The sequence below is a fragment of the Ruegeria sp. BB10 genome (assembly GCF_056535725.1).
In genome coordinates this window covers 3,370,744-3,390,231 of record NZ_JBQFIW010000001.1, presented here as the reverse complement: position 1 = coordinate 3,390,231, position 19,488 = coordinate 3,370,744, and the positions used below count along the sequence as shown (strand labels likewise).

Annotated in this window: 17 protein-coding genes; 5 read left to right on the top strand and 12 right to left on the bottom strand. The window is 57.3% G+C overall.

Annotation, left to right across the window (positions count from 1 at the left end):
- Window positions 1-27: 27 nt before the first annotated feature.
- Complete coding sequence (locus ACR3EP_RS17425) at window positions 28-1,131, bottom strand: Gfo/Idh/MocA family protein (RefSeq protein WP_480638796.1); 1,104 nt, start codon at window positions 1,129-1,131, stop codon at window positions 28-30.
- 112 nt (window positions 1,132-1,243) lie between these two features.
- Here ACR3EP_RS17425 and iolC point away from each other — a divergent pair, with 112 nt between their 5' ends.
- The 4 genes from iolC to ACR3EP_RS17405 all read left to right on the top strand — a co-directional run bounded on the left by iolC (window position 1,244) and on the right by ACR3EP_RS17405 (window position 4,786).
- Window positions 1,244-2,224 carry a 5-dehydro-2-deoxygluconokinase gene (gene iolC / locus ACR3EP_RS17420; RefSeq protein WP_480638795.1) on the top strand — a complete coding sequence of 327 codons (981 nt, stop codon included), beginning with the start codon at window positions 1,244-1,246 and terminating at the stop codon, window positions 2,222-2,224.
- A gap of 9 nt (window positions 2,225-2,233) precedes the next feature.
- On the top strand, window positions 2,234-3,070 hold the full coding sequence (locus tag ACR3EP_RS17415; RefSeq protein ID WP_480638794.1) for a 5-deoxy-glucuronate isomerase: 837 nt from the start codon (window positions 2,234-2,236) through the stop codon (window positions 3,068-3,070).
- Window positions 3,067-3,906, top strand: a complete 840-nt coding sequence (locus ACR3EP_RS17410; RefSeq protein WP_480638793.1) for a class II fructose-bisphosphate aldolase — start codon at window positions 3,067-3,069, stop codon at window positions 3,904-3,906. Before ACR3EP_RS17415 ends, ACR3EP_RS17410 begins: the two co-directional genes overlap by 4 nt.
- A gap of 73 nt (window positions 3,907-3,979) precedes the next feature.
- The gene (locus tag ACR3EP_RS17405; RefSeq protein ID WP_480638792.1) at window positions 3,980-4,786 is read left to right on the top strand and encodes a hypothetical protein; all 807 of its coding nucleotides are present in this window, start codon (window positions 3,980-3,982) and stop codon (window positions 4,784-4,786) included.
- A gap of 11 nt (window positions 4,787-4,797) precedes the next feature.
- Here ACR3EP_RS17405 and iolB read toward each other — a convergent pair whose 3' ends face one another.
- The 11 genes from iolB to nhaC all read right to left on the bottom strand — a co-directional run bounded on the left by iolB (window position 4,798) and on the right by nhaC (window position 17,868).
- The gene (gene iolB, locus ACR3EP_RS17400; RefSeq protein ID WP_480638791.1) at window positions 4,798-5,604 is read right to left on the bottom strand and encodes a 5-deoxy-glucuronate isomerase; all 807 of its coding nucleotides are present in this window, start codon (window positions 5,602-5,604) and stop codon (window positions 4,798-4,800) included.
- Between the two features lie 24 nt (window positions 5,605-5,628).
- Window positions 5,629-6,810, bottom strand: a complete 1,182-nt coding sequence (locus tag ACR3EP_RS17395; RefSeq protein WP_480638790.1) for a phytanoyl-CoA dioxygenase family protein — start codon at window positions 6,808-6,810, stop codon at window positions 5,629-5,631.
- Window positions 6,811-6,859: 49 nt separating this feature from the next.
- The gene (iolE, locus tag ACR3EP_RS17390; protein WP_425081612.1) at window positions 6,860-7,759 is read right to left on the bottom strand and encodes a myo-inosose-2 dehydratase; all 900 of its coding nucleotides are present in this window, start codon (window positions 7,757-7,759) and stop codon (window positions 6,860-6,862) included.
- Window positions 7,756-9,588, bottom strand: coding sequence for a 3D-(3,5/4)-trihydroxycyclohexane-1,2-dione acylhydrolase (decyclizing) (iolD, locus tag ACR3EP_RS17385; RefSeq protein ID WP_480638789.1), 1,833 nt, complete (start codon window positions 9,586-9,588; stop codon window positions 7,756-7,758). The genes iolE and iolD overlap by 4 nt, the downstream gene beginning before the upstream one ends.
- 87 nt (window positions 9,589-9,675) lie before the next feature.
- Window positions 9,676-10,494 (bottom strand): ATP-binding cassette domain-containing protein, encoded by an 819-nt coding sequence (locus ACR3EP_RS17380; RefSeq protein WP_170350493.1) that lies wholly within the window; start codon window positions 10,492-10,494, stop codon window positions 9,676-9,678.
- A gap of 1 nt (window position 10,495) precedes the next feature.
- A complete protein-coding gene (locus ACR3EP_RS17375; RefSeq protein ID WP_170350495.1) occupies window positions 10,496-11,620 on the bottom strand; it encodes an ABC transporter permease in 1,125 nt (374 codons plus the stop codon).
- A gap of 80 nt (window positions 11,621-11,700) precedes the next feature.
- Window positions 11,701-12,642 (bottom strand): sugar ABC transporter substrate-binding protein, encoded by a 942-nt coding sequence (locus tag ACR3EP_RS17370; protein WP_170350497.1) that lies wholly within the window; start codon window positions 12,640-12,642, stop codon window positions 11,701-11,703.
- 125 nt (window positions 12,643-12,767) lie between these two features.
- The gene (gene iolG / locus ACR3EP_RS17365) at window positions 12,768-13,781 is read right to left on the bottom strand and encodes an inositol 2-dehydrogenase (RefSeq protein ID WP_480638788.1); all 1,014 of its coding nucleotides are present in this window, start codon (window positions 13,779-13,781) and stop codon (window positions 12,768-12,770) included.
- 162 nt (window positions 13,782-13,943) lie between these two features.
- Window positions 13,944-15,200, bottom strand: a complete 1,257-nt coding sequence (locus ACR3EP_RS17360) for an Hsp70 family protein (RefSeq protein WP_480638787.1) — start codon at window positions 15,198-15,200, stop codon at window positions 13,944-13,946.
- 108 nt (window positions 15,201-15,308) lie between these two features.
- Window positions 15,309-16,325, bottom strand: coding sequence for a GlxA family transcriptional regulator (locus ACR3EP_RS17355; protein ID WP_480638786.1), 1,017 nt, complete (start codon window positions 16,323-16,325; stop codon window positions 15,309-15,311).
- 70 nt (window positions 16,326-16,395) lie between these two features.
- Window positions 16,396-17,868, bottom strand: a complete 1,473-nt coding sequence (nhaC, locus tag ACR3EP_RS17350; protein WP_480638785.1) for a Na+/H+ antiporter NhaC — start codon at window positions 17,866-17,868, stop codon at window positions 16,396-16,398.
- A gap of 344 nt (window positions 17,869-18,212) precedes the next feature.
- Between nhaC and ACR3EP_RS17345 the strand changes: the two genes are divergently transcribed.
- Complete coding sequence (locus tag ACR3EP_RS17345; RefSeq protein ID WP_254441175.1) at window positions 18,213-19,451, top strand: hydroxymethylglutaryl-CoA reductase; 1,239 nt, start codon at window positions 18,213-18,215, stop codon at window positions 19,449-19,451.
- The last annotated feature ends 37 nt before the right edge of the window (window positions 19,452-19,488 follow it).

Genomic DNA, 19,488 nt, shown 5'->3' with positions numbered 1-19,488 from the left:
CTCTCTTCAGGTTTTACGGTTGCGCGATCAGAAATCGCTTATGTTTTGCCATTGCCGCCGCTCGGACGAGGCCAGCGCTGCAGCCAGCACCCGGTTGACCTCATGCCCGTCTCGGAAGGTGGGCCAGATCGGTTGGCCGGCATGAATGGCTTCAAGGAAATCCTTGGCCTCAATGATAATCTGATCCTGATATCCAGTGCCATGGCCTGGGCCCTGACAGAAGGGTTCGTAGTCCGGATGTGCAGGACCGGTCAGGATCTTTGTGAAACCGCGATGCGCCTCGGGGCCTTCGCGACGATAGAACCACAGGGCGTTTTGGTCTTCCTGATCGAAACGCAGCGCGCCTTTGGTGCCCGAAATCTCATACGCATAGCCCATTTTACGCCCGGTTGAGATGCGGCTGACATAGATATTGCCCATCGCGCCATTTTCGAACCGGCACATGATCTGAGCATGGTCGTCATTGGTGACTTTTCCGCCGGGACGGGTTTCGTGGACGGTTTCAACCTCGGCCATCACTTCGGCAATCGGCCCCATCAAGGCCAGCGCCCCATTGACCATATGTGGCGCTAAATCGCCAATGGTGCCGTTGGCCATACCCGTTGTGCGCCACGTGGCCGGGGCATCGGGGTCGGCGTAGAAATCCTCGGTATGTTCACCCCGAAACCAGGTGACTTCGCCCAATTCACCGTCGGCAATCAGTTTCCGTGCAAATTGAGTGGCAGGCGTGCGGACGTAGTTGAACCCGACCATGTTTGTGACACCAGCCGCCTCGGCCGCGGCAACCATGGCATCTCCATCAGCCATCGACGCGCCAAGGGGTTTTTCGCACAGAACCGGCTTGCCCAATGCAAAGGCCGCCTCGGCAATCTGACGGTGGGTTTCCTGAGGCGAGGCGATGACCACGGCCTCGACCGCCGGGTCATTGACCAGCGCCTGCCAATCCCCAGTCGCGCGCTTGAATCCATAGGCCGCCCGATAGCGTTCGGCGCTTTCAGGGCTTGAGGCACAGATCATTTCCAGACGCGGACGCAACGCGGTGTTGAACACCGCACCTACCGCTGACATCGCGACGGAATGAGCCTTGCCCATATAGCCGCCACCCACAATTCCAATTCCGATTTCAGGCATCTATCACGGCTCCGAACATACTATTTGCAACCGGTTGCAAAATGAGTATCGTGTGAATCGATTCAACGCAAGGTCCAAACTTTGCCGACCCCACTTTGCCGGAGGACATGACGTGAGCGCTTTGATAGACGGTATCAAAGGTAACCGCTTTGCCGTATTGGGGCGTGCAGGCATGGACCTGTACGCAGATCCCATCGGTGTCAAAAGCGAAGATGCTGATACCTTTCACGCCGATCTGGGCGGGTCTTCCGCAAATATCTGCGCCGGTCTGGTCAAGCTGGGCAGTCAGGCATCTCTGATCACATCAGTCTCGGATGATGCGGTGGGGCGATTCTGCCTTAACAAACTGCGCGATTACGGCGTGGACGCATCCTATATCCGCGTTCTGGGCGGTGAATACCGCATGTCGCTGGCCGTCTATGAAAGCCGAATCGAGAATTTCCAGAACGTCATCTATCGCAATGGCGCAGTCGATTTTCAGGTCACCGACGAAGATATGGACAGGGTTGATTTCTCGGCTTTCTCTGCTGTGATTTCGGCTGGAACCGTCTTTGCCGCCGAACCCTCGCGCAGCGCCACGTTCCGCGCTTTTGACAATGCCCGCGCGGCTGGTCTTCCGATCATCTTCGACATCGACTATCGCCCCTACAGCTGGCCTTCGGCTGAGGTTGCCGCGGATGTGCTGTCACGCGCGGGAGGCGCCAGCGACCTGATCGTCGGCAATGACGAAGAATTCGGCTTCATGGCTGGCGGTATCGAAAAAGGGTTCGCAAAAGCCAAGGAACTGGCCGAAAAACCCGGCCGGATCGTCATCTACAAGATGGGCGAGAAAGGTGCCGTCACGCTGGTAGACGGTCAGGAAATTGCTACCGGCATATACCCCGTCACCGCCGTTAAACCCAACGGCGCGGGCGACAGTTTTATGGCTGGCCTGCTGGCCTCGATCGCGGCGGGGCACTCACTGAAAGACGCCGTGATGCGCGGCTCGGCTTGCGCATCAATCGTGGTTTCGCAACCCGGTTGCGCCCCCGCCATGCCCACAACATCCGAGCTGGACGCATTCCTTTCCGCCCATCCCGGCCCGACCACATAGGAGACCCCAATGCATATCGCGCCCTATGACAATCAGAACAAACCCATCGTCGATACCGACGACCCTACGGTGCCTTTGAACTATTTCAACATCGTCAAACTGAAAAAAGGTGAGGTGTTCGAATATCAGGTGCCGGGGTATGAAACCTGCATCGCCCCCGCCACCGGCAGCGTGGATGTCGACGTTGAAGGCGTACAGTTCCCCAAGCTCGGCAACCGGGGTGAAGACGTCTGGGATGGCGAGCCCGAGGGCGTCTATGTCCCCGTCGGCGCCAAGGCTCAGATGGTCTGCGTCTCGGATCAGGCCGAAGTGTTCATCGCCGGGGCCAAATACGACAAGGTACTTGACCCGTTCGATGTGCGCGAGCATGACCTTGTGCAATACGGCAGCGATGACACCAAAACCCATCGCAAGATCAAGCACATCCTCGGTCAGAAACAGCACGACAAGGTAGGTCGTCTGTTGGTCAGTGAGCTGTTCACTGTAGGTCAAGGCGGTTGGTCCGGATTCCCCAGTCACAAGCACGACACCAACCGCCTGCCGGAAGAGTCGCGCCATGACGAGACCTATAACTTCCGCTTCAAGCCCAATTGGGGCTCGGGCCTGCAGATGTTGCAACGCGAAGATAACAAACCCGGCGATGCTTATCACATCGTCGACGGGTCCACGATTTGCATCGACAAGGGCTATCACCCCTGCTGCGTTCTGCCGGGGTATGAGATGTACTATTTCACCATTCTCGGCGGTCTCAGCCAGAGGTCTCTGGTGCAGTTCTTCCAACCAACCCATGCCTACCAGATCGAGACTATTCCGGGCATCAAAGACATGATTGCAAAGTTCAAATGACCCTTGTCACGCTGAAAGACGTCCTGTCCCCCGCTTATGAACAAGGCTATGCCGTGGGCGGCCTGGTCACGCTGGGCTGGGAAGACATGCGCGCCTATGTGGCCGCGGCCGAGGCTGAAAACGCGCCGGTAATCCTGCAAGCGGGGCCTAGTTGCCGTGAACACACGCCGCTGCCTGTGCTGGGCAAGATGTTCCGCCATCTGGCCGAAAACGCCTCGGTCCCCGTTGTCGCGCATCTGGACCACGGCTATACGTATGAGGACTGCAAAACCGCGCTGGACAGCGGGTTTACATCGCTGATGTTCGACGGATCACGCAAACCGTTGCAGCAGAATATTGACGAGACCGCCGCGATTGCCGAAATGGCCCACGCGGCGGGGATTTCATGCGAAGGTGAGATCGGCTTTGTCGGCTATTCCGGTGGCGAAGGGTCAAATGGTACCGACCCGGCCGAGGCCGCGCAGTTCGCACGTGAAAGCGGTGTAGATGCGATGGCGATTTCTGTCGGTAACGTCCATCTGCAGCAGAACAAGGAAGGCGGCCTAAACGAAGACCGCATCCACCAGATCGACGCCGTGACCGACGTGCCCTTGGTCATTCATGGTGGTTCCGGTGTGCCGGTTGAACAGCGCACCCGCCTGGCCCGCGGGACCTCGATCTGCAAATTCAATATCGGGACCGAGCTGCGCATGGCCTTTGGCGCCGCCCTGCGCGAAGCCGTAAACAGCGACCCCGAAAGGTTCGACCGCGTCACCATTCTAAAAGAAACCCACGACCCGGTCGAAGCCGCCGCACGGCTCGTGATCCGGGCCTTCGGAGCGCCACCGCAAAGTTAATACCGGAGCATCTAACATATTGCTTCAAAATGGGGATTTTACACTCCACGAATAATCCTGATATTCGTGAGGTATGCAACGAAACACCGAACGCTTCCTCAATAAGCTCTTGCGGGGCATTTCAACTGACCACATAGAAACTGTTAGGGATGCATGGCGGGCATTACTCTCTGATCAGGAAGAGGCCATCCCGGTCATAAAGAAAAAACTCAACTCCAATGCCTGGAAAAACAATCCTCCGGGTCCTTTACCAAAGTACTTTGGTATCCTGTTGGCCCTGCTAAGCGAGATGGACGGCGACGCGTTCCGGCAGGAAGTCATGCGGCTGGGATCGATCAAACTGCATCCAGTTCATCGCAGAACGCTGAACGTTTTGGCAAAACGGCTGGAAGATGCACCTTCAGTTTACTTGGCCGAAACCGTTCCAGTATTCATTGCCAATGACGTCGCAAATTCGCGCCGCGTCATTCGTAACCTTCAGCGTTGGAGCAAAACCAAAGGATTGTCGTTAAACGACGTGACCCGTATCGACGTTATCGCCGAGCGGCCTGAGCTAGACTATCTGGGCAGGTACAACCTGTTCTTCTCTGGCATTGTGCTGACCCAACCAACGATCCAACTCAAAGGTCTGATTAGTTGGATTGAAACACTCAACAATGAAGTCACCTTTTACCACGAGGTCGGCCATCACGTTCTTGGGCACAGTGAGGGTGGACAGGTGGCCGAGCAAGAAGAGGAAGCCAACGCCTATGCCCGGTCCATGATCCGCGCGTCGAGACCGGTTTTCTTTTTCGTTGTGGACGTGTTCAAAAAGCCACTGAAGCTGGTCCTCAAACCCTTATTTCCGCAAAGCAAACGTAACTCAAAGCGCGCCACGTAGACCGATCGGACCTACCCGTCGCGCTCCATGATCCATTCAACCTCGGGAGCGGGTACAAAACGCCACTTGCGTAAAGGTCCGGCCATGACGTTCAGATAGTACATCTCAAACCCATAAGGTGCGCCGCACGGGTGATGGCCGCGCGGGACGGTCACGACGTCGCCATCTGAGACTGCCATCGTCTCATCCAATTGACCGTCATCGGTATAGACCCGCTGAATGCCAAAGCCGTTGGCCGGGTTCAGGCGGTGGTAGTAGGTCTCTTCCAAATAGGTGATACGCGGGTAATCATCTTCGTCATGCCGGTGGCTGGGGTAAGATGACCAGTGCCCATTCGGTGTGAACACCTCGGTCACCAGCAGACTGTCAGCATAATCCTCGGCTTCCATCGCGATGTTGTTGATATAGCGCGTGTTCACCCCTCTGCCGCGTTCGGTCAGAGTGATGCCGTCGGGCCCGATCCGCCGCGCCGCGTGCCCACCTTTTCCCGGAGCGGTGCAGACGGCGATGACGCAATCGGTTTCGGCGATGGCCTCCCACTCGGTTCCATTTGGCAGATACAGGCAGTGCGGCGGGGTCTTCTCAAAGACATTCATCCGGTCTCCCAGAACACCCCAATCCTGGCCGGCGCCAGTGATCTGCGCCTTGCCCTCGACCATGACCAAAATGACCTCGCGCTCACCAGTGGCCTCAGCCGCCTTATCCCCTGCGCGCAGATGATAGAGGCCGAACCCGACATACTGCCAACTCGCACTAGCCGGGGTGATGTCATGGACCTTTCCATGGGTGCCGAAGGGTTTCTTAAGCAGGTCTGCCATTTTAGCCTCCTTGATGTTCTTGCTTCAGGCAGCTTGCCTTGTGTGCAGGGCGGATAGCGCCTCGGCCAGAATTGTTTCGGTCCAGCCCTCGACCACGGCCCTTCGCAGGATATCGGCCTGACTTTCCGGCGCGTTGCCTCCGATCGGAGGATCCGTGTCCAGATTTGTCGGAAACGGGTAGCCTTCCGCTGTGGCGGCGATGGCGGCGTCCAGTTCTGCTCCTGCCAGCTCGCCGCGCTGTTTCAGGGCAATGAGAGACGGGAAAACCTCCAGCGCCATGGCGCGGCGATCCACCGCCTCCATCGCACGCCCGAACGCGGATGAGATTTGCAGCAGGTTGGCCATCCTGTGGATGTCGGCGCTGCTGTTTTCACCCGCCGCGTGAAACAGCGCCGGGTTGAAAAACACCGCATCGCCTTTTGCCAGTGGCAGTTGAACATAATTGCCTTCGAAATGATCCTGATGGGCGGTATCGTGAAACGCCAGATATCCTGATGGGTAAAGCTGTGAGAACGGCAACAGCTTTGTCGGCCCACTTTCCACTGGCATATCACAATGGGCAATCGCCCCCTGTAACGTCAGCGACGCAGTCACAAGGTGGGCATGCGCCGGGTACTGGGCGGCACTGTCCGCGCTTTGAAACCCAAGGTGGTAATCCCGATGCGCCTGCTGCGCCTTACCGCCGGGACGCACCTGATTGACCTGCGCGGTGAGCTGATAGTCCGGGCCTAACCATGCCTCGCACGCTGCCGCAATCGCGGTGTTCCCGAAATACAGCGCAAAGCCTTCGGGGTCGCGAAGGCACTGCTTTTGCAACGCGTTCCAGATCCGGTCATTGGCGCCCGAGGCCGCAAAGTGATCGCCCTCACCCGCCCCGCTTTGGCGCTCCTCGTCGATAAGCTCTCGGAAGATTTCGGTGGCGCGGTCGATGATAGAAGTATCCGCATATGCCCCCTTGAGGGCGATCACGCCAGCGGACTTGTCCAGCACCCAAGCCCATTCCGCCAGCACTGCCCGGCGTGCATCGGGCCGTTCCAATGCCGGGCGCAACGCCTGCATGTCATAGACAGGAATGTTCTTTTCAACCGACGCGGCAAGGGGCACCACATCGGCCAAAAGACTTTGCGAGGTCAACACCTTAAATTCATCCAGATCGCAGGATTCCCGGTCGAAATAGCCGACATATCCGAGGTCTTGATTTACCATGACTTTTTCCTTTCTCATGGCTTTTGGTGTTGCTCTCTTGGGCGGCGTGTTACGCCTTGATCTTCAACCCTGCCGTTCCGCACACGTCCACAATGTGGTCGTAACCCATCTTGGAGTATTCATAAGGTGGCGCCTTGGCTGGGTCCTGTTCCGCCTCGACCACGATCCAGCCGTCGTAGTCCATCGCCTTCAGCGCGTTTGCAATCGCCTGGAAATCAATGCAGCCGTCGCTGGGCACGGTAAAAGCCCCGGCGATAACGGCATCCAGAAAACTGCGGTTTTTTTCGCGCGTATCCTGCACCACGGCGGGCCGGATATCCTTGAAATGCACATGATGCACCCGGTCGCCCCAGCGGTTCAGGGTGGCCAGCACATCGCCGCCGCCAAACAGCAGGTGGCCGGTGTCAAAGCACAGCTTCACCTCGGGGCCCGACCCCTCCATCAGCCAGTTCACCTCATCTTCGGTTTCGATGATCGTGCCCATGTGATGGTGATAGGCCATCGTCATGCCCTGATCGCCCACCCACTTGGCCAGATCGGTGATCTTAGCCGCATAGGCCATAACCTCATCTTTCGACAGTTTGGGGCGGTGGTTGACCGGCGTTCCAATCTGCCCCTGCACGGTGTTCGAACACTCGGCGTAAACGATGCACGGACTGTTCAGGGCTACGAATTGCTCGACCTGTGCGCGCACAGCGTCGCGTTCAGTTGCAAAGTCATTGACCAGCGACGCGCCCGAGCACCAGCCACCGCACAGCGCAATGTCGTTGCCGTCGAGATAGGCGCGCAAACCCTCGGTATCGCTGGGCATTCGCTGGCCCCGTTCTACGCCTGTATAGCCGATCTCACGCGCCTCTTTCAGCGCCTGCTCCATGGTGAAGGCCGCAGTAATGTCCGGCAGGTCATCATTCTGCCAGGCGATCGGAGAGATTCCGATTTTCACGCTCATTTCGTGTTTCTTTCCTTGATAGCAACCTCGTAGGCCGCCCGTTTTTCATTCACTTCGGGGCGGATGCTGACCTCGGGAACGGCCACTTCCCACCATGTTCCGCCATGTTCGGTCGAGGGGTACGGATCAGTGTCGATAACCACCACATACGGCCCCTTGATCTCGCCGCGTTTAGCCAGCGCGTCCTCAAGCTCGGCAATCGAGCTGACCTTGACCGAAGTCGCCCCCATCGCCGCCGCATGGGCGGCAAAGTCGATGGCAGATGGCGTTTCGTGCACCGCATGATCCAGCAAGTTGTTAAACTCGGCCCCGCCCGTACCCATCTGCAGCCGGTTGATACAGCCAAACCCGCGATTGTCGGTGATGACGACCGTGAACGAAATTCCCATCATCGCTGCCGTCGCCATTTCCGAATTCGCCATCATATAAGTGCCGTCGCCGGTAAAGCAGATCACATCACGTTCCGGCTGAGCCATCTTGATCCCCATTGCACCAGCGATTTCATAGCCCATACAGCTGAACCCGTATTCCATGTGATACGAACCCGGGCGCGGCGCTTTCCACAGCTTGTGCAACTCACCCGGCATGGTGCCCGCCGCACACATCACAACGGTGTCGTTGTGCGAAGCGCGTTGAACCGCACCCACCACCTGCATGTCGGTCGGCAGAGCGTTGCCGTCCCCCGGCGCATCGGTCAGCTTATCGACCTTGCCAAACCATTCAGCCTTCAGCGTGTCGGCCACCGGATCGACGCGGTATCCTTGCAAGGCCGTGCCCAGCTCTTGTAGCCCGACTTGCGCGTCGGATTGCAGTGGCATGGCGCCGTGTTTTTCGGCGTCATAGGCAGCTGTGTTCAGGCAAATCGTCTCACGTTCGGGATTCGAGAACAGGCCCCATGAACCTGTGGTGAAATCCTGCAACCGCGTGCCGACTGCCAGAACCAGATCGGCGGCGGCACAAACGTCATTGGCGGGCTCACCGCCAGTGACGCCAACCGGCCCTAGATTCAAAGGGTGATCCCAGGCCAGTGCCGATTTACCAGCCTGCGTCTCGGCAACGGGGACGTTGTGCGTTTCAGCAAAGCTTTGCAGTGCATCGGTCGCGCCCGAGTAATGCACCCCACCCCCGGCAACGATAACCGGACGCTTCGCTGCCTTGATGGCCGCGACGGCACGGGCCAGTTCGCCTTCATCCGGGCGGATACGGCGCTGATACCAGACCCGCGGCTCAAAAAAGCTTTCGGGATAGTCATAAGCTTCGGCCTGCACGTCCTGACAAAAGGCCAATGTTGCCGGTCCGCAATCGGCCGGGTCCGTCATGGTGCGGAAGGCGCGCGGCAGTGCGGTCAGCAGATGTTCGGGGCGCGAGATACGGTCATAATAGCGGCTGACCGGGCGGAAACAGTCATTGGCGCTGACGGTGCCGTCGCCAAAGCTTTCGATCTGTTGCAATACCGGATCGGGTCCACGCGTGGCGAATACATCACCGGGGACGATCAGAACCGGCAGGCGGTTCACATGCGCCAGCGCGGCCGCTGTCACCATATTGGTCGCGCCCGGCCCAATTGACGAGGTCACCGCCATCGCCCGGGTACGCCGCATCTGCTTGGCATAAGCAATCGCGCAATGCGCCATGGTCTGCTCGTTATGGCCGCGATAGGTGGGAAGGGTGTCTTTGACAGCGTGCAGCGCCTCACCCAGACCTGCCACATTGCCGTGGCCGAAAATGGCCCAGACACCAGCGATGAACGGCTCTCCGGCCTCGTTCATCTGCGCACCCAGATAGCGCACCAAAGCTTGCGCTGCGGTCAGTCGGACTGTTTTGCCCATTGTGATCCCTTTCAACACAAGGCCGATTTGGCCAAGCCTGCAATTTTGTTTGATGTCGGGCCGTGGGCCCAAAATGGGGGAACGGGGTTAAACCGTTCCGCCCAAGGACCCTTCCAGTTCGGCCAGTTCCTGACCGCCTGCCATCAGGTCCTGCAACTCTTCTGGCGTGATTTCCCCGCGCCGTGCAGTGCCCAGCGTCTTGCCCCGATTCAACACGGTAAAGCGGTCGCCCACAGCCAGCGCGTGGCGCACGTTGTGGCTGATGAAAACAACGCCTACGCCTTGACTGCGCACCTTGTCGATGGTCGCCAACACGTTCGAGGTCTGGCGTACACCAAGGGCCGAGGTCGGTTCGTCCAGAATCAGAATCTTGGCGCCGAAATGAACCGCCCGAGCAATGGCCACCGTCTGACGTTCACCGCCCGACAAGGTACCCACGGCCTGATCGGGACCACGCAAGTTGATGCCCATTTTTCGCATCTCTTCCATAGTGATTTCATCGGCCAGTTTCTTGTCGAAGAAATTGATCCCCGCGACTTTGCGCGTTGGTTCATTCCCCATAAAGAAGTTCCGGCTGACGCTCATTAGTGGGATCATCGCCAGATGCTGGTGTACGGTGGCAATTCCCGCTGCAATCGCATCACGCGGATCTTCGAAATGCATCGGCTTATCTTCAAAGAAGATCTCGCCGGCGGTGGGCTTGTGTACGCCCGACATGGTCTTGATGAAGGTCGACTTGCCCGCGCCATTGTCGCCCAGCAAACAGTGGCATTCGCCGGAACACAGATCAAAGCTGACACCGGCCAGCGCAATCACCGAACCGAAATGCTTTTGAATGTCGACCATCCGAATAATCGGTTTCTTGGCCTGCGCGTCGCCGTGGTGGAACTTGGTGTCTTCGGTCATCTCAGCGTTCTCCTGTGATGATGCGACGGATGTAGGTGTTCAGGATCACAGCACCCAGAAGGATGACGCCCAGGAACACCCGGAATAGCGAGCTTTCGACACCGGCAAAGAACAGACCCTGCTGCACGACGCCAAAGATCAACGCGCCCAACGCCGCCCCAAGGACCGAGCCATAGCCACCGGTCAGCAATGCGCCGCCAATGACCACGGCGATGATCGCCTCGAACTCTTTCAGCAACCCGCGATCCGCACCGGCCGAACCAAACTCCATCACCTGACAGGTGGCGAAAACCGTGGCGCAAAAGGCAGTGAACATGAACATCAGCACCTTGACCCGGTTCACCGGCACGCCTGAGTTCCGGGCCGCTTCGGCGTCACCACCGGCAGCAAATATCCAGTTCCCGAACTTGGTTTTGGTCAACAGCACATGGCCAAAGATGATCAGCCCGATTGCCCAGATCAGCAACATGGGAATTCCATCGACGACCGGCTGCCCTTCACGTGTGCCACGTGAGAACGTTTCGATCAGGCCATTGTTGCCCAGCCAGACAAAGAAGCCTTGAAACACCTTGCCGCCAAACACCCACGCTAACCAATCGCCCTCGGCCACGTCCTTGATGCCGCCAATGATGGTTTTGCGTTCGATAGTCTGCGGCAGGTAGATCGTGAAACCGCGCAAGATGAACAGAAATGCCAGGGTGACGATAAAACTAGGCAGCCCCGTTCGTATGACGATGTAGCCGTTCAGCGCGCCGATTGAGACACACAGGGCAAATGTCACCAGGATCGCCATCCAGACCGGCCAGCTAAGCGTGACCGAAAAGATTGCGATCATCATGCCCGCGAAACCAATCATCGAACCGACGGACAAGTCAAATTCACCCGCGATCATCAGCAGACAGGCCCCTACCGCGATGATCATGAATTGCGCCGAGACAATGGACCAGTTCATGATGCCCTGGCTATTGAACATGCCGCTGTCAAAAGCAAAAAGCAGGAAAAAGGTGAAAACAGCAACTGTCCCGACCATGCCGCCCAATTCGGGGCGGATCAGGGCGCGACGCAGTGGCGAGATCTCTTTGATCCGTTCGTCACCGCCTGCCGTGGATTGAACTGTCTCAGACATTGTGGTCCTCCCTCGCGCGGGTTTCCGAGTGTTGGAGTGAGCGGCGGGCGCAGTCCTCTTGCGCCCACCGCATTGTTAAATCAGCGGTATTCGCCCGCGAACTCTTCGATTTTTGTCAGGCCGTCCGCCGTAACGAAGCCCGGACCAGAGTTGATGTTGTTGCCCGGGAGGACGCCATAGCGGTGGTAATTGGCCAGAACCACAACCGGCAGATAGGCCTGCAGGAAGGGCTGCTGGTCGATACCCCACTGGATGGTGCCGTCCTTGATGCCTTTGACGATTTCACCGCCCAGATCGAACGTGCCGAAATAAATGTCACCGGCCATTCCATTTTCCTGCAGCGCCAGAATGGTCGGGTCCGCCGATGTCGGACCAAGCGTCAGAACAGCGTCGGTTTCAGGGTTTGCGGAAAGATAGGCCAGAACCCGGTTCTTGATTTCAGCGGGGTCCTGACCGGCGTCGATCATCTGCTCGCCCAGTTCCACACCCAGACCATCGGCAAAACCTTGGCACCGCTCTTGGCTTGAGGGTTGAACGATATAGTGGTTCACACACAAGAAGGACCCGATCCCGTCCGCCTTGGCCCGCTGACCGGCAGCCAGACCCGCATCATATTCAGGCTGCCCCACATACATCAAAGCGCCAACTTCACGCGCCTTTTCGGGCGTGCCGGTGTTCATGATGATCACGTCGATGCCGGAATCCACCGCTGCCTTGATTGGACCTTCCAGAATGTCCGGGTCGGCCAGCGTGGTAATGATGCCATTGGGGCCAGACGCCGCTGCCTGGTCGATGATCCGTGCCATGTCAGCCAGGTCACCTGTGGGCGGATTGCGGTATTCAACCTCGACACCCATCTGTTCGCCCGCCAGGGCAATGCCATTTTTGATTGTGTTCCACCAGCTGTCGCTGTCAGGGGCGTGGCTGACCAGAATGTATTTCTCACCCTCTGCCGCGACGCCGGTTGCGGTGACCAGCGCCAGCGCGCTGGCAGCCAGTGCGCTTTTTACGAACTTATTCATTTGGTTTCCTCCCATAAAAACAGTTTGTCTTTATTGCCGGGGCAGCAGCCCCAGTTATTCGGACCGGCCGAATCTCCTCCGCTCCGGGAATCTGGCGGAGCTTTCCCCAGTTTCCGGATATCCGCTCATTTTGCAACCGGTTTCAAAACATCGGCCATTGCAACAGGCTGCCCTGATTGGGCCGAACGGTTCGCAGCTTCGGCCATGGCCAGGGCAGCAACCCCGTCTTCCAGCGTCACTGGCATTGACGAACCGGACTGCACCGCCTGCACAAACGCATCCCATTCTGCGCGGTAGGCAGGCATATAGCGTTCCAGGAAAAAATAGGTCGGTTTCGCCCCAGTGATGCCGTCGGCTGTTGACTTGACTACCGCGTTTTCCAGAATGTTATGGGCCTGCAACAGCCCGCCCGACCCAAGCATTTCGATCCGCTGGTCATAACCGTAGACAGCACGCCGCGAATTCTTGATCACCGCAATCTGACCGCTTGCATAAGTCATTGTTACAACAGCTGTATCCACGTCGCCCGCCCGTCCTATTTCGGGATCGACAATCGAGGTGCCGAAGGCCGAAATCTGCTCCGGCAACTGCCCCATCAGATAGTTCGCCATGTCGAAATCATGGATCATCATGTCCCGGAACAGACCGCCCGAGACCTTGATATAGCTGACGGGCGGAGGGGCCGGATCGAAAGACGTAATCGACAACAACTCGGGCGCGCCAATTTCACCCTGATCGGCTGCGGATTTCAGAGCCGAAAAGCTGGGATCGAACCGGCGATTGAACCCAACCATCACCGGTTGGCCGGTTTCCGCCGCAACTGCTTGGCAGGCAAGTGCCCGTTCAAGGCTGAGATCGACAGGTTTTTCACACAGAACCGCCTTACCCGCCCGTGTAGCGGCCTCAATTAAGTCAGAATGGGTGTCAGTCGGCGTCGCGATCAGGACGGCATCAATCGACGGGTCTGCGATGATCTCCATCGAGTCGCGCGCGGTTGCCCCCTGTTCAGTGGCAAGGCTTTCAGCCGCATCGGAAATCGCGTCAGAAACAGCGCACAGCTGGCTTTGCGAATGCGCAGCGATGGCCTGTGCATGTACGCGCCCAATGCGTCCGGCACCAAGCAATCCGATTCTGAGCATGCAGGCCTCCCGATTCTTTATTTCGAGGATACCATGATTTTCTTTGCAACCGGTTGCAAGATATTTTTCAACTTACTTGATACGATGAGGCTTAAAGGGCTCCGCCCCACGTGAGCGGGGCCCAGTAAACCGCCGTCCATTTCAAGTGGTGCGATCTTTGCCCTACACGCGCTCTTGCGCTGCCACCAGGGCCAGCCCCTCGGCCACGGCGGTAAAGACAGAGGCAAAGGAATGCTCGGCCGAAGGGAAAACGCCACGCATCGTTTCGGGCACGACGCCCATCAGGCTAGACCCCCCGACATAGACGACGCGGTCGATCTGCTGTGCAGTCAAATCAGCCTGGCGCAGAACTTCGCGTGCCCCCGTGTCCAACTGCGCGGCATGAGCGGCAAGGCTTTCGGCCACCAACTCATCACTGAGTTGCGCGGTCAACCCCGTCTCAAGCATGTTCAGCGTGATGGCCGGATCATTCGCCCCTGAATTCACGGCTATTTTTCCGCGCTCCACCGCAAAGGCCAGTTCGTGACCCAATTCGTGTTCAAGCACTGTTGCAAGCCGCGCTAACCGCTTGGGGGACTCGGCCAGCTTCAGCATATCGCCCACCATGCGGCGGTTCTGGGCCGTGTACAGAAAAGGGACCATTTCCCAGGTCGCAAGGTCATTGAAGATCGCGTTGGGCGTCTGCGACACGCCTTTGCCAAAAACATCTCGAACCATCGACCCTTTACCCAACAGGGGCATGACCTGATTGATGCTTATTGTACGATCAAAATCCGTACCGCCAATTCGTACCCCGTGGTTGGCCAGAATCTCGACCTCTGCGGACCTAGTGCGGAAAACCGAAAAATCTGACGTTCCGCCACCGATATCCACAACCAATCCAACCGTGTCATCTGGCCCGGCCGCACCGTTCGCAATGGCAGCCGCGGCGGGCTCAGGGCAGAACCGGATGTCGGTAAATCCGGCGGTCTCATAACACGCGTGCAAATCAGCCTCGGCCTGCGCCTCGCGCGGATCGCCCGAGCCATGAAATACCACGGGCCGTCCCGAGACCACGCGGGTGCAAGACACGCCACGCTCGGCCTCGGCCCGCTCTCGAAGCCTGCGCAAGAAAGATCCGATTATCTCGACGAAAGTCACCCTCTGGTTCAGGATCTGGCGCTTTTCATGCATCAACGTGGTGCCCAGCACGCGTTTGAGGGCGCGCATAAATCGCCCCTCCAACCCTTCAAGCAATGCCTGATTAGCAGGCTCGCCGATCAGGGTTTCGCGGGTTTCGAAATCAAAGAAAAAGGTTGTGGGAAGGGTCGTGGCGGCGGCGTCGAACCGCACCAAACGGGGTGCACCCGCGTCCACATATGCCACCGCCGAGTTCGACGTGCCAAAATCAATGCCAATCCACGGGCTGCTGGGGGCCATGGCGCATGTCTCCGAGATGTCTGAGCAAAGACGACAGGGCCTAGAGCGTTCGCAGCCCAGGGTCAAGGGACAAACTTGACCGGCTGGATCGACTGAAACTGGCGGATATTATTCGCGCTTTTCCGACCATCCTCGTCTGAAGGACGTTGGCGCCTCGCCATAACGCTTTTTGAAACGCACCGTAAGCTGGGTCGCACTGCCAAACCCCGTGGCCGCAGCGATTTCGGTAACGGGCAATTCGGTTTCGCTGAGCAGTGCATAAGCGCGCGCAACTCGCAATTCGATGTAAAACTGCACAGGTGAAACTTCGACATATTTCTGGAACAAGCGCTCCAACTGGCGGCGTGATATCTGAACAGCCTCTGCTATTTCCGAGATATCCAACGGATCCTCCAGGTTCTCATGCATGATCTGCATGGCGTTGATCAGGTACTGGTTGCGGCTACCCAAAGCCACCGAAAAGGCTGATTTCTGGAGAGTTTTGCGGTTGTTCGACCGAAAATGGATGCACATGTCGGAAACGATGACGGCCAAATCCTTTCCGAAATCAGACTCGATCATATCCAGCATCATATCGGTCGCGGCATTGCCGCCGCCGCATGTCATAAGCTCATTGTCGATTTCATACAGGTTTGCAGAAGGTTCCAGCCCTTCAAAATGTTCGATAAAGGCGGGGTGGTTTTCCCAGTGTAAGGTGAACCGCTTTCCGGTTAGCGCTCCGGCTTTGGCAAGTGCAAATGCACCGGTGCAAATACCACCAATCTTGCAGCCAAAGGCCTTCTGGCGACTGATCCACGACAGTACCTTGGGATTGGTGCTGTCTGCCGGTTCTATGCCAGAGCAGACGAACATCCTTGATAGGCGCGGTAGGTTTTGCAGTGCAGTGTCCGGGGTGATTTCAATTCCGTTTGAGCATTGAACCGGGTTTCCATCTTCGGTGATCAGATACCATTTGTAGAGCTCTCTGTTCGTGACCTGATTGGCGATCCTCAACGGCTCGACAGCTGCGCTAAAGGCCAGCATGGTTAGTTTCGGCAGAAGCAGGAAATAGATCTCTTTGGCTGGCCCGTCATGATCTATGCGAAAACTGGCCGCCCCTTTTGGGATGAAGTTCTTGGGGCTCATTCTATTTCCTCCCAATACCAAACGAGATGGGTGAAACGCACCAACACCCGAAGGTGTTGGTGCAGGTCGATCAGGCGTGCCACTCAGCAACAGGCTCGCCGCTGGCTTCCCAAGCGTGGATTTCCTCGTCACTGGCTTTGGGCGAGAAAAGCCCAGTCATAGCATAAAAGATACCGATGACAGGTGACAGCCAGCAAGCAAACGCAAGGGGAATGTATAGCAGGTTTTCAAAATTCCCCTCTGCGATCCCAAGACCAAGTGCGGTGATCACAAAGGCGCCTCCGGCGTTCCAGGGGATCAGGGGCGAGACCAAGGTACCGCCTTCTTCGACAGCGCGTGACAGGTTCAACGGTGAATACCCCATGGCCCGATAGACAGGCGCATACATGCGGCCCGGCAGGGCGATGGAAAGATAAGGGTCACCCGCAACGGTGTTTGTCGCCACCGAAGTCAAAATGGCCGAGGTCTGAATGCCCGCGAAGGTCTTCACCTTCGAGATGACCACATTGATGATCACCTGAAGGCAGCCAACGCGCTCCAACGCGCCGCCAAACCCCAAGGCAAGCAGCACCAGCGAGATCGTCCACATCATCGACTGAATACCGCCACGGTTCAGCAGCGGGTCGATTTCGGGAACGCCGGTATCAATGGAATACCCGCTGTTGGCGAAGGTGAACGTTTCGTGCAGACCCGCACCCTGGCAAAAGATGGCCATGATGCCACCAACGACGGCCCCTGCAAACAGCGACGGGATCGGAGGCTGTTTCATAACCGCCAGAACGATGACCAAAACAGCCGGGAACAACATGATCGGGGAAATCCAGAATGCCTCATCCAGTGCGGTTGTGATGGCATGGATGCGGTCAAACGACACTTGCGATGTGTCGATCAACGTAAAACCGACAACAAAGTAGATCACCAGCGCAATCAACATGGACGGAACCGTGGTGGGTAACATGTTACGGATATGGTCAAACAGATTGGTGCCTGTCACGGCGGGTGCCAGGTTCGTAGTGTCCGACAAAGGTGAGATCTTGTCGCCGAAGAAAGCACCTGAGACGACCGCACCAGCCGTCCAATACATCGGAATACCAAATCCGGCGCCAATGCCCATCAGGGCCAGCCCGACAGTGCCCGTCGTTCCCCAGGAGGTGCCCAGCGAGACAGAGACGATGGAACACAACACCATGCCCGCGGCCAGAAACAGCTCGGGCGACAGTATCTTCAGACCATAATAGATCAGTGTTGGAACCGTGCCGCTTGCGATCCACACACCAATGATCATGCCAACCGTGATCAGAATCGAAACAGACGGTAGTGAAATATTGATGACGTGGAATACGCCCTCTTCGATGCTAGGCCATTTGTGCCCAAGCATAAGACCGACGATCCCAGTAATCGCGATCCCGAAGGCCAGCGGAATATGCGGGGTAAAGTCACCAAAATAGAAAAGCTGCAGGCCAAGTACGAAAAGGGTCAGCACAATTGGGACAAGCGCCAGCCCCAGACTTGGCTGTCTTATGTGTTCTTCATTCGCAGACATTTAGGTCTCCTCCGTTGGAATAATCCAGAACCGTGATGATCCGCGGAAGAAACCAAGTTTTAGGGAACCGCACCGTCGGTCAAAGCGCACATCCTATAGAAATTTGCGACACGGTTGCGTCGATTTTCGGCCCGCGCCCGACGCGGCGATGCACATGTAAGCACGCATAGTGCAATCAAACATATCCACTGCCGCACGGTTGGGGTCCTTTCGATTCAAGGAGATATGGCTGGATATCGTCGGACCTTTTGGTAACGTGCAGACACATTGATTTGCATCTGCAATAGTTTTTGCGGGACAGATACCGGAGCGTACTTTTGATAATTCCGTTTCACGTTCGTGAGATGCTTCATCGCATCAAGGCTCGATTTGATGCCGATCAGATACCGCAGCAGATGGCGTCAAACGACGCCGAATTTGCCACCTTGCGACCATCGCGCAAGACAACCCCTGAAATGGTTGTGCGGTTTTGGGAAAAGCTGAAACCAACCGCAGGTGATGAAGATCAGGCGCAGATTGCGGACCCTGCAACGCTTGACGCTGCAGAAATTTACAGTGCCAATATCGAAAATTTCATTGGGACGGTTAAGCTTCCTGTTGGAATTATTGGGCCGTTGCGTTTGAACGGAATGAACGCAAACGGGGATTTCCACGTTCCCCTCGCCACAACCGAGGCGGCGTTGGTCGCCTCATATGCCCGGGGTGCCTATGCCGCCACCCGGTCTGGTGGTATCAGCACGGCTGTATTGTACGAAGGGGTGCTGCGCACTCCGGCTTTTGTGTTTGAAAGCCTGCTAAAGGCCGGGCAATTCGTGGATTGGGTGGTTTCAAATGTCGAAATGCTCAAATCCGCGGCCGAGGCGACCACCGGCCACGGCAAGCTAGTTTCGCTGGAGCCGTTCATAGACACCAACGTCGTGTTCCTGATCTGCCGATACACCACCGGCGATGCAGCCGGACAGAACATGGTGACCATTGCCACCGACGCGATGTGCCATGAAATTGCAGATAACTGTCCGGTCGAGTTCGAGAACTGGTATGTCGAAGGGAATTTCTCAGGTGACAAGAAAGCTTCGGCGCTTGGGCTGGTGACAGGGCGCGGACGAAAGGTTAGCGCCTCGGTCACACTTCCTGCTGAAATTGTCGAAAAGACGCTGGGCACAACGGTCGAGGCGATGTTGGCCTATGGGCGTGTCGCCAATCTGGGTGCGCATCTGTCGGGTCAGTTTGGCGCACAGGCGCATTATGCCAACGGGCTGGCCGCGTTTTACATAGCAACCGGCCAGGACGCGGCTTGCGTGGCCGAAAGTGCGATGGGCGTCACAAGAATGGAGCCAAGGGGTGATGATCTATTCTGTTCGGTGACGTTGCCAAACATTTTGGTTGGATCAGTAGGGGGCGGCACCGGGTTGCCAAGCCAGACTGCGGCCCTGAATATACTCGGCCTTAAGGGCAACGGGTGTGGCACAGCGTTGGCTGAGGTGGCCGCGGCAACCTGCCTGTGTGGGGAAATATCCATCGTCGCGGCAATCGCGGCAGGGCATTTTACCCGCGCTCATGAAAGTCTGGCCCGCCAAAGATGAGCTTTCAAAGCCGCTTCTGGATTTATCAGACTGAGCG

Bases quoted from the DNA above. Each gene is read 5' to 3' on its own strand.
- ACR3EP_RS17425 (WP_480638796.1), bottom strand. From the start codon at position 1,131: ATGCCTGAAATCGGAATTGGAATTGTGGGTGGCGGCTATATGGGCAAG.
- ACR3EP_RS17415 (WP_480638794.1), top strand. From the start codon at position 2,234: ATGCATATCGCGCCCTATGACAATCAGAACAAACCCATCGTCGATACC.
- ACR3EP_RS17410 (WP_480638793.1), top strand. From the start codon at position 3,067: ATGACCCTTGTCACGCTGAAAGACGTCCTGTCCCCCGCTTATGAACAA.
- ACR3EP_RS17405 (WP_480638792.1), top strand. From the start codon at position 3,980: ATGCAACGAAACACCGAACGCTTCCTCAATAAGCTCTTGCGGGGCATT.
- iolB (WP_480638791.1), bottom strand. From the start codon at position 5,604: ATGGCAGACCTGCTTAAGAAACCCTTCGGCACCCATGGAAAGGTCCAT.
- ACR3EP_RS17395 (WP_480638790.1), bottom strand. From the start codon at position 6,810: ATGGTAAATCAAGACCTCGGATATGTCGGCTATTTCGACCGGGAATCC.
- iolE (WP_425081612.1), bottom strand. From the start codon at position 7,759: ATGAGCGTGAAAATCGGAATCTCTCCGATCGCCTGGCAGAATGATGAC.
- iolD (WP_480638789.1), bottom strand. From the start codon at position 9,588: ATGGGCAAAACAGTCCGACTGACCGCAGCGCAAGCTTTGGTGCGCTAT.
- ACR3EP_RS17380 (WP_170350493.1), bottom strand. From the start codon at position 10,494: ATGACCGAAGACACCAAGTTCCACCACGGCGACGCGCAGGCCAAGAAA.
- ACR3EP_RS17375 (WP_170350495.1), bottom strand. From the start codon at position 11,620: ATGTCTGAGACAGTTCAATCCACGGCAGGCGGTGACGAACGGATCAAA.
- ACR3EP_RS17370 (WP_170350497.1), bottom strand. From the start codon at position 12,642: ATGAATAAGTTCGTAAAAAGCGCACTGGCTGCCAGCGCGCTGGCGCTG.
- iolG (WP_480638788.1), bottom strand. From the start codon at position 13,781: ATGCTCAGAATCGGATTGCTTGGTGCCGGACGCATTGGGCGCGTACAT.
- ACR3EP_RS17360 (WP_480638787.1), bottom strand. From the start codon at position 15,200: ATGGCCCCCAGCAGCCCGTGGATTGGCATTGATTTTGGCACGTCGAAC.
- ACR3EP_RS17355 (WP_480638786.1), bottom strand. From the start codon at position 16,325: ATGAGCCCCAAGAACTTCATCCCAAAAGGGGCGGCCAGTTTTCGCATA.
- nhaC (WP_480638785.1), bottom strand. From the start codon at position 17,868: ATGTCTGCGAATGAAGAACACATAAGACAGCCAAGTCTGGGGCTGGCG.
- ACR3EP_RS17345 (WP_254441175.1), top strand. From the start codon at position 18,213: ATGCTTCATCGCATCAAGGCTCGATTTGATGCCGATCAGATACCGCAG.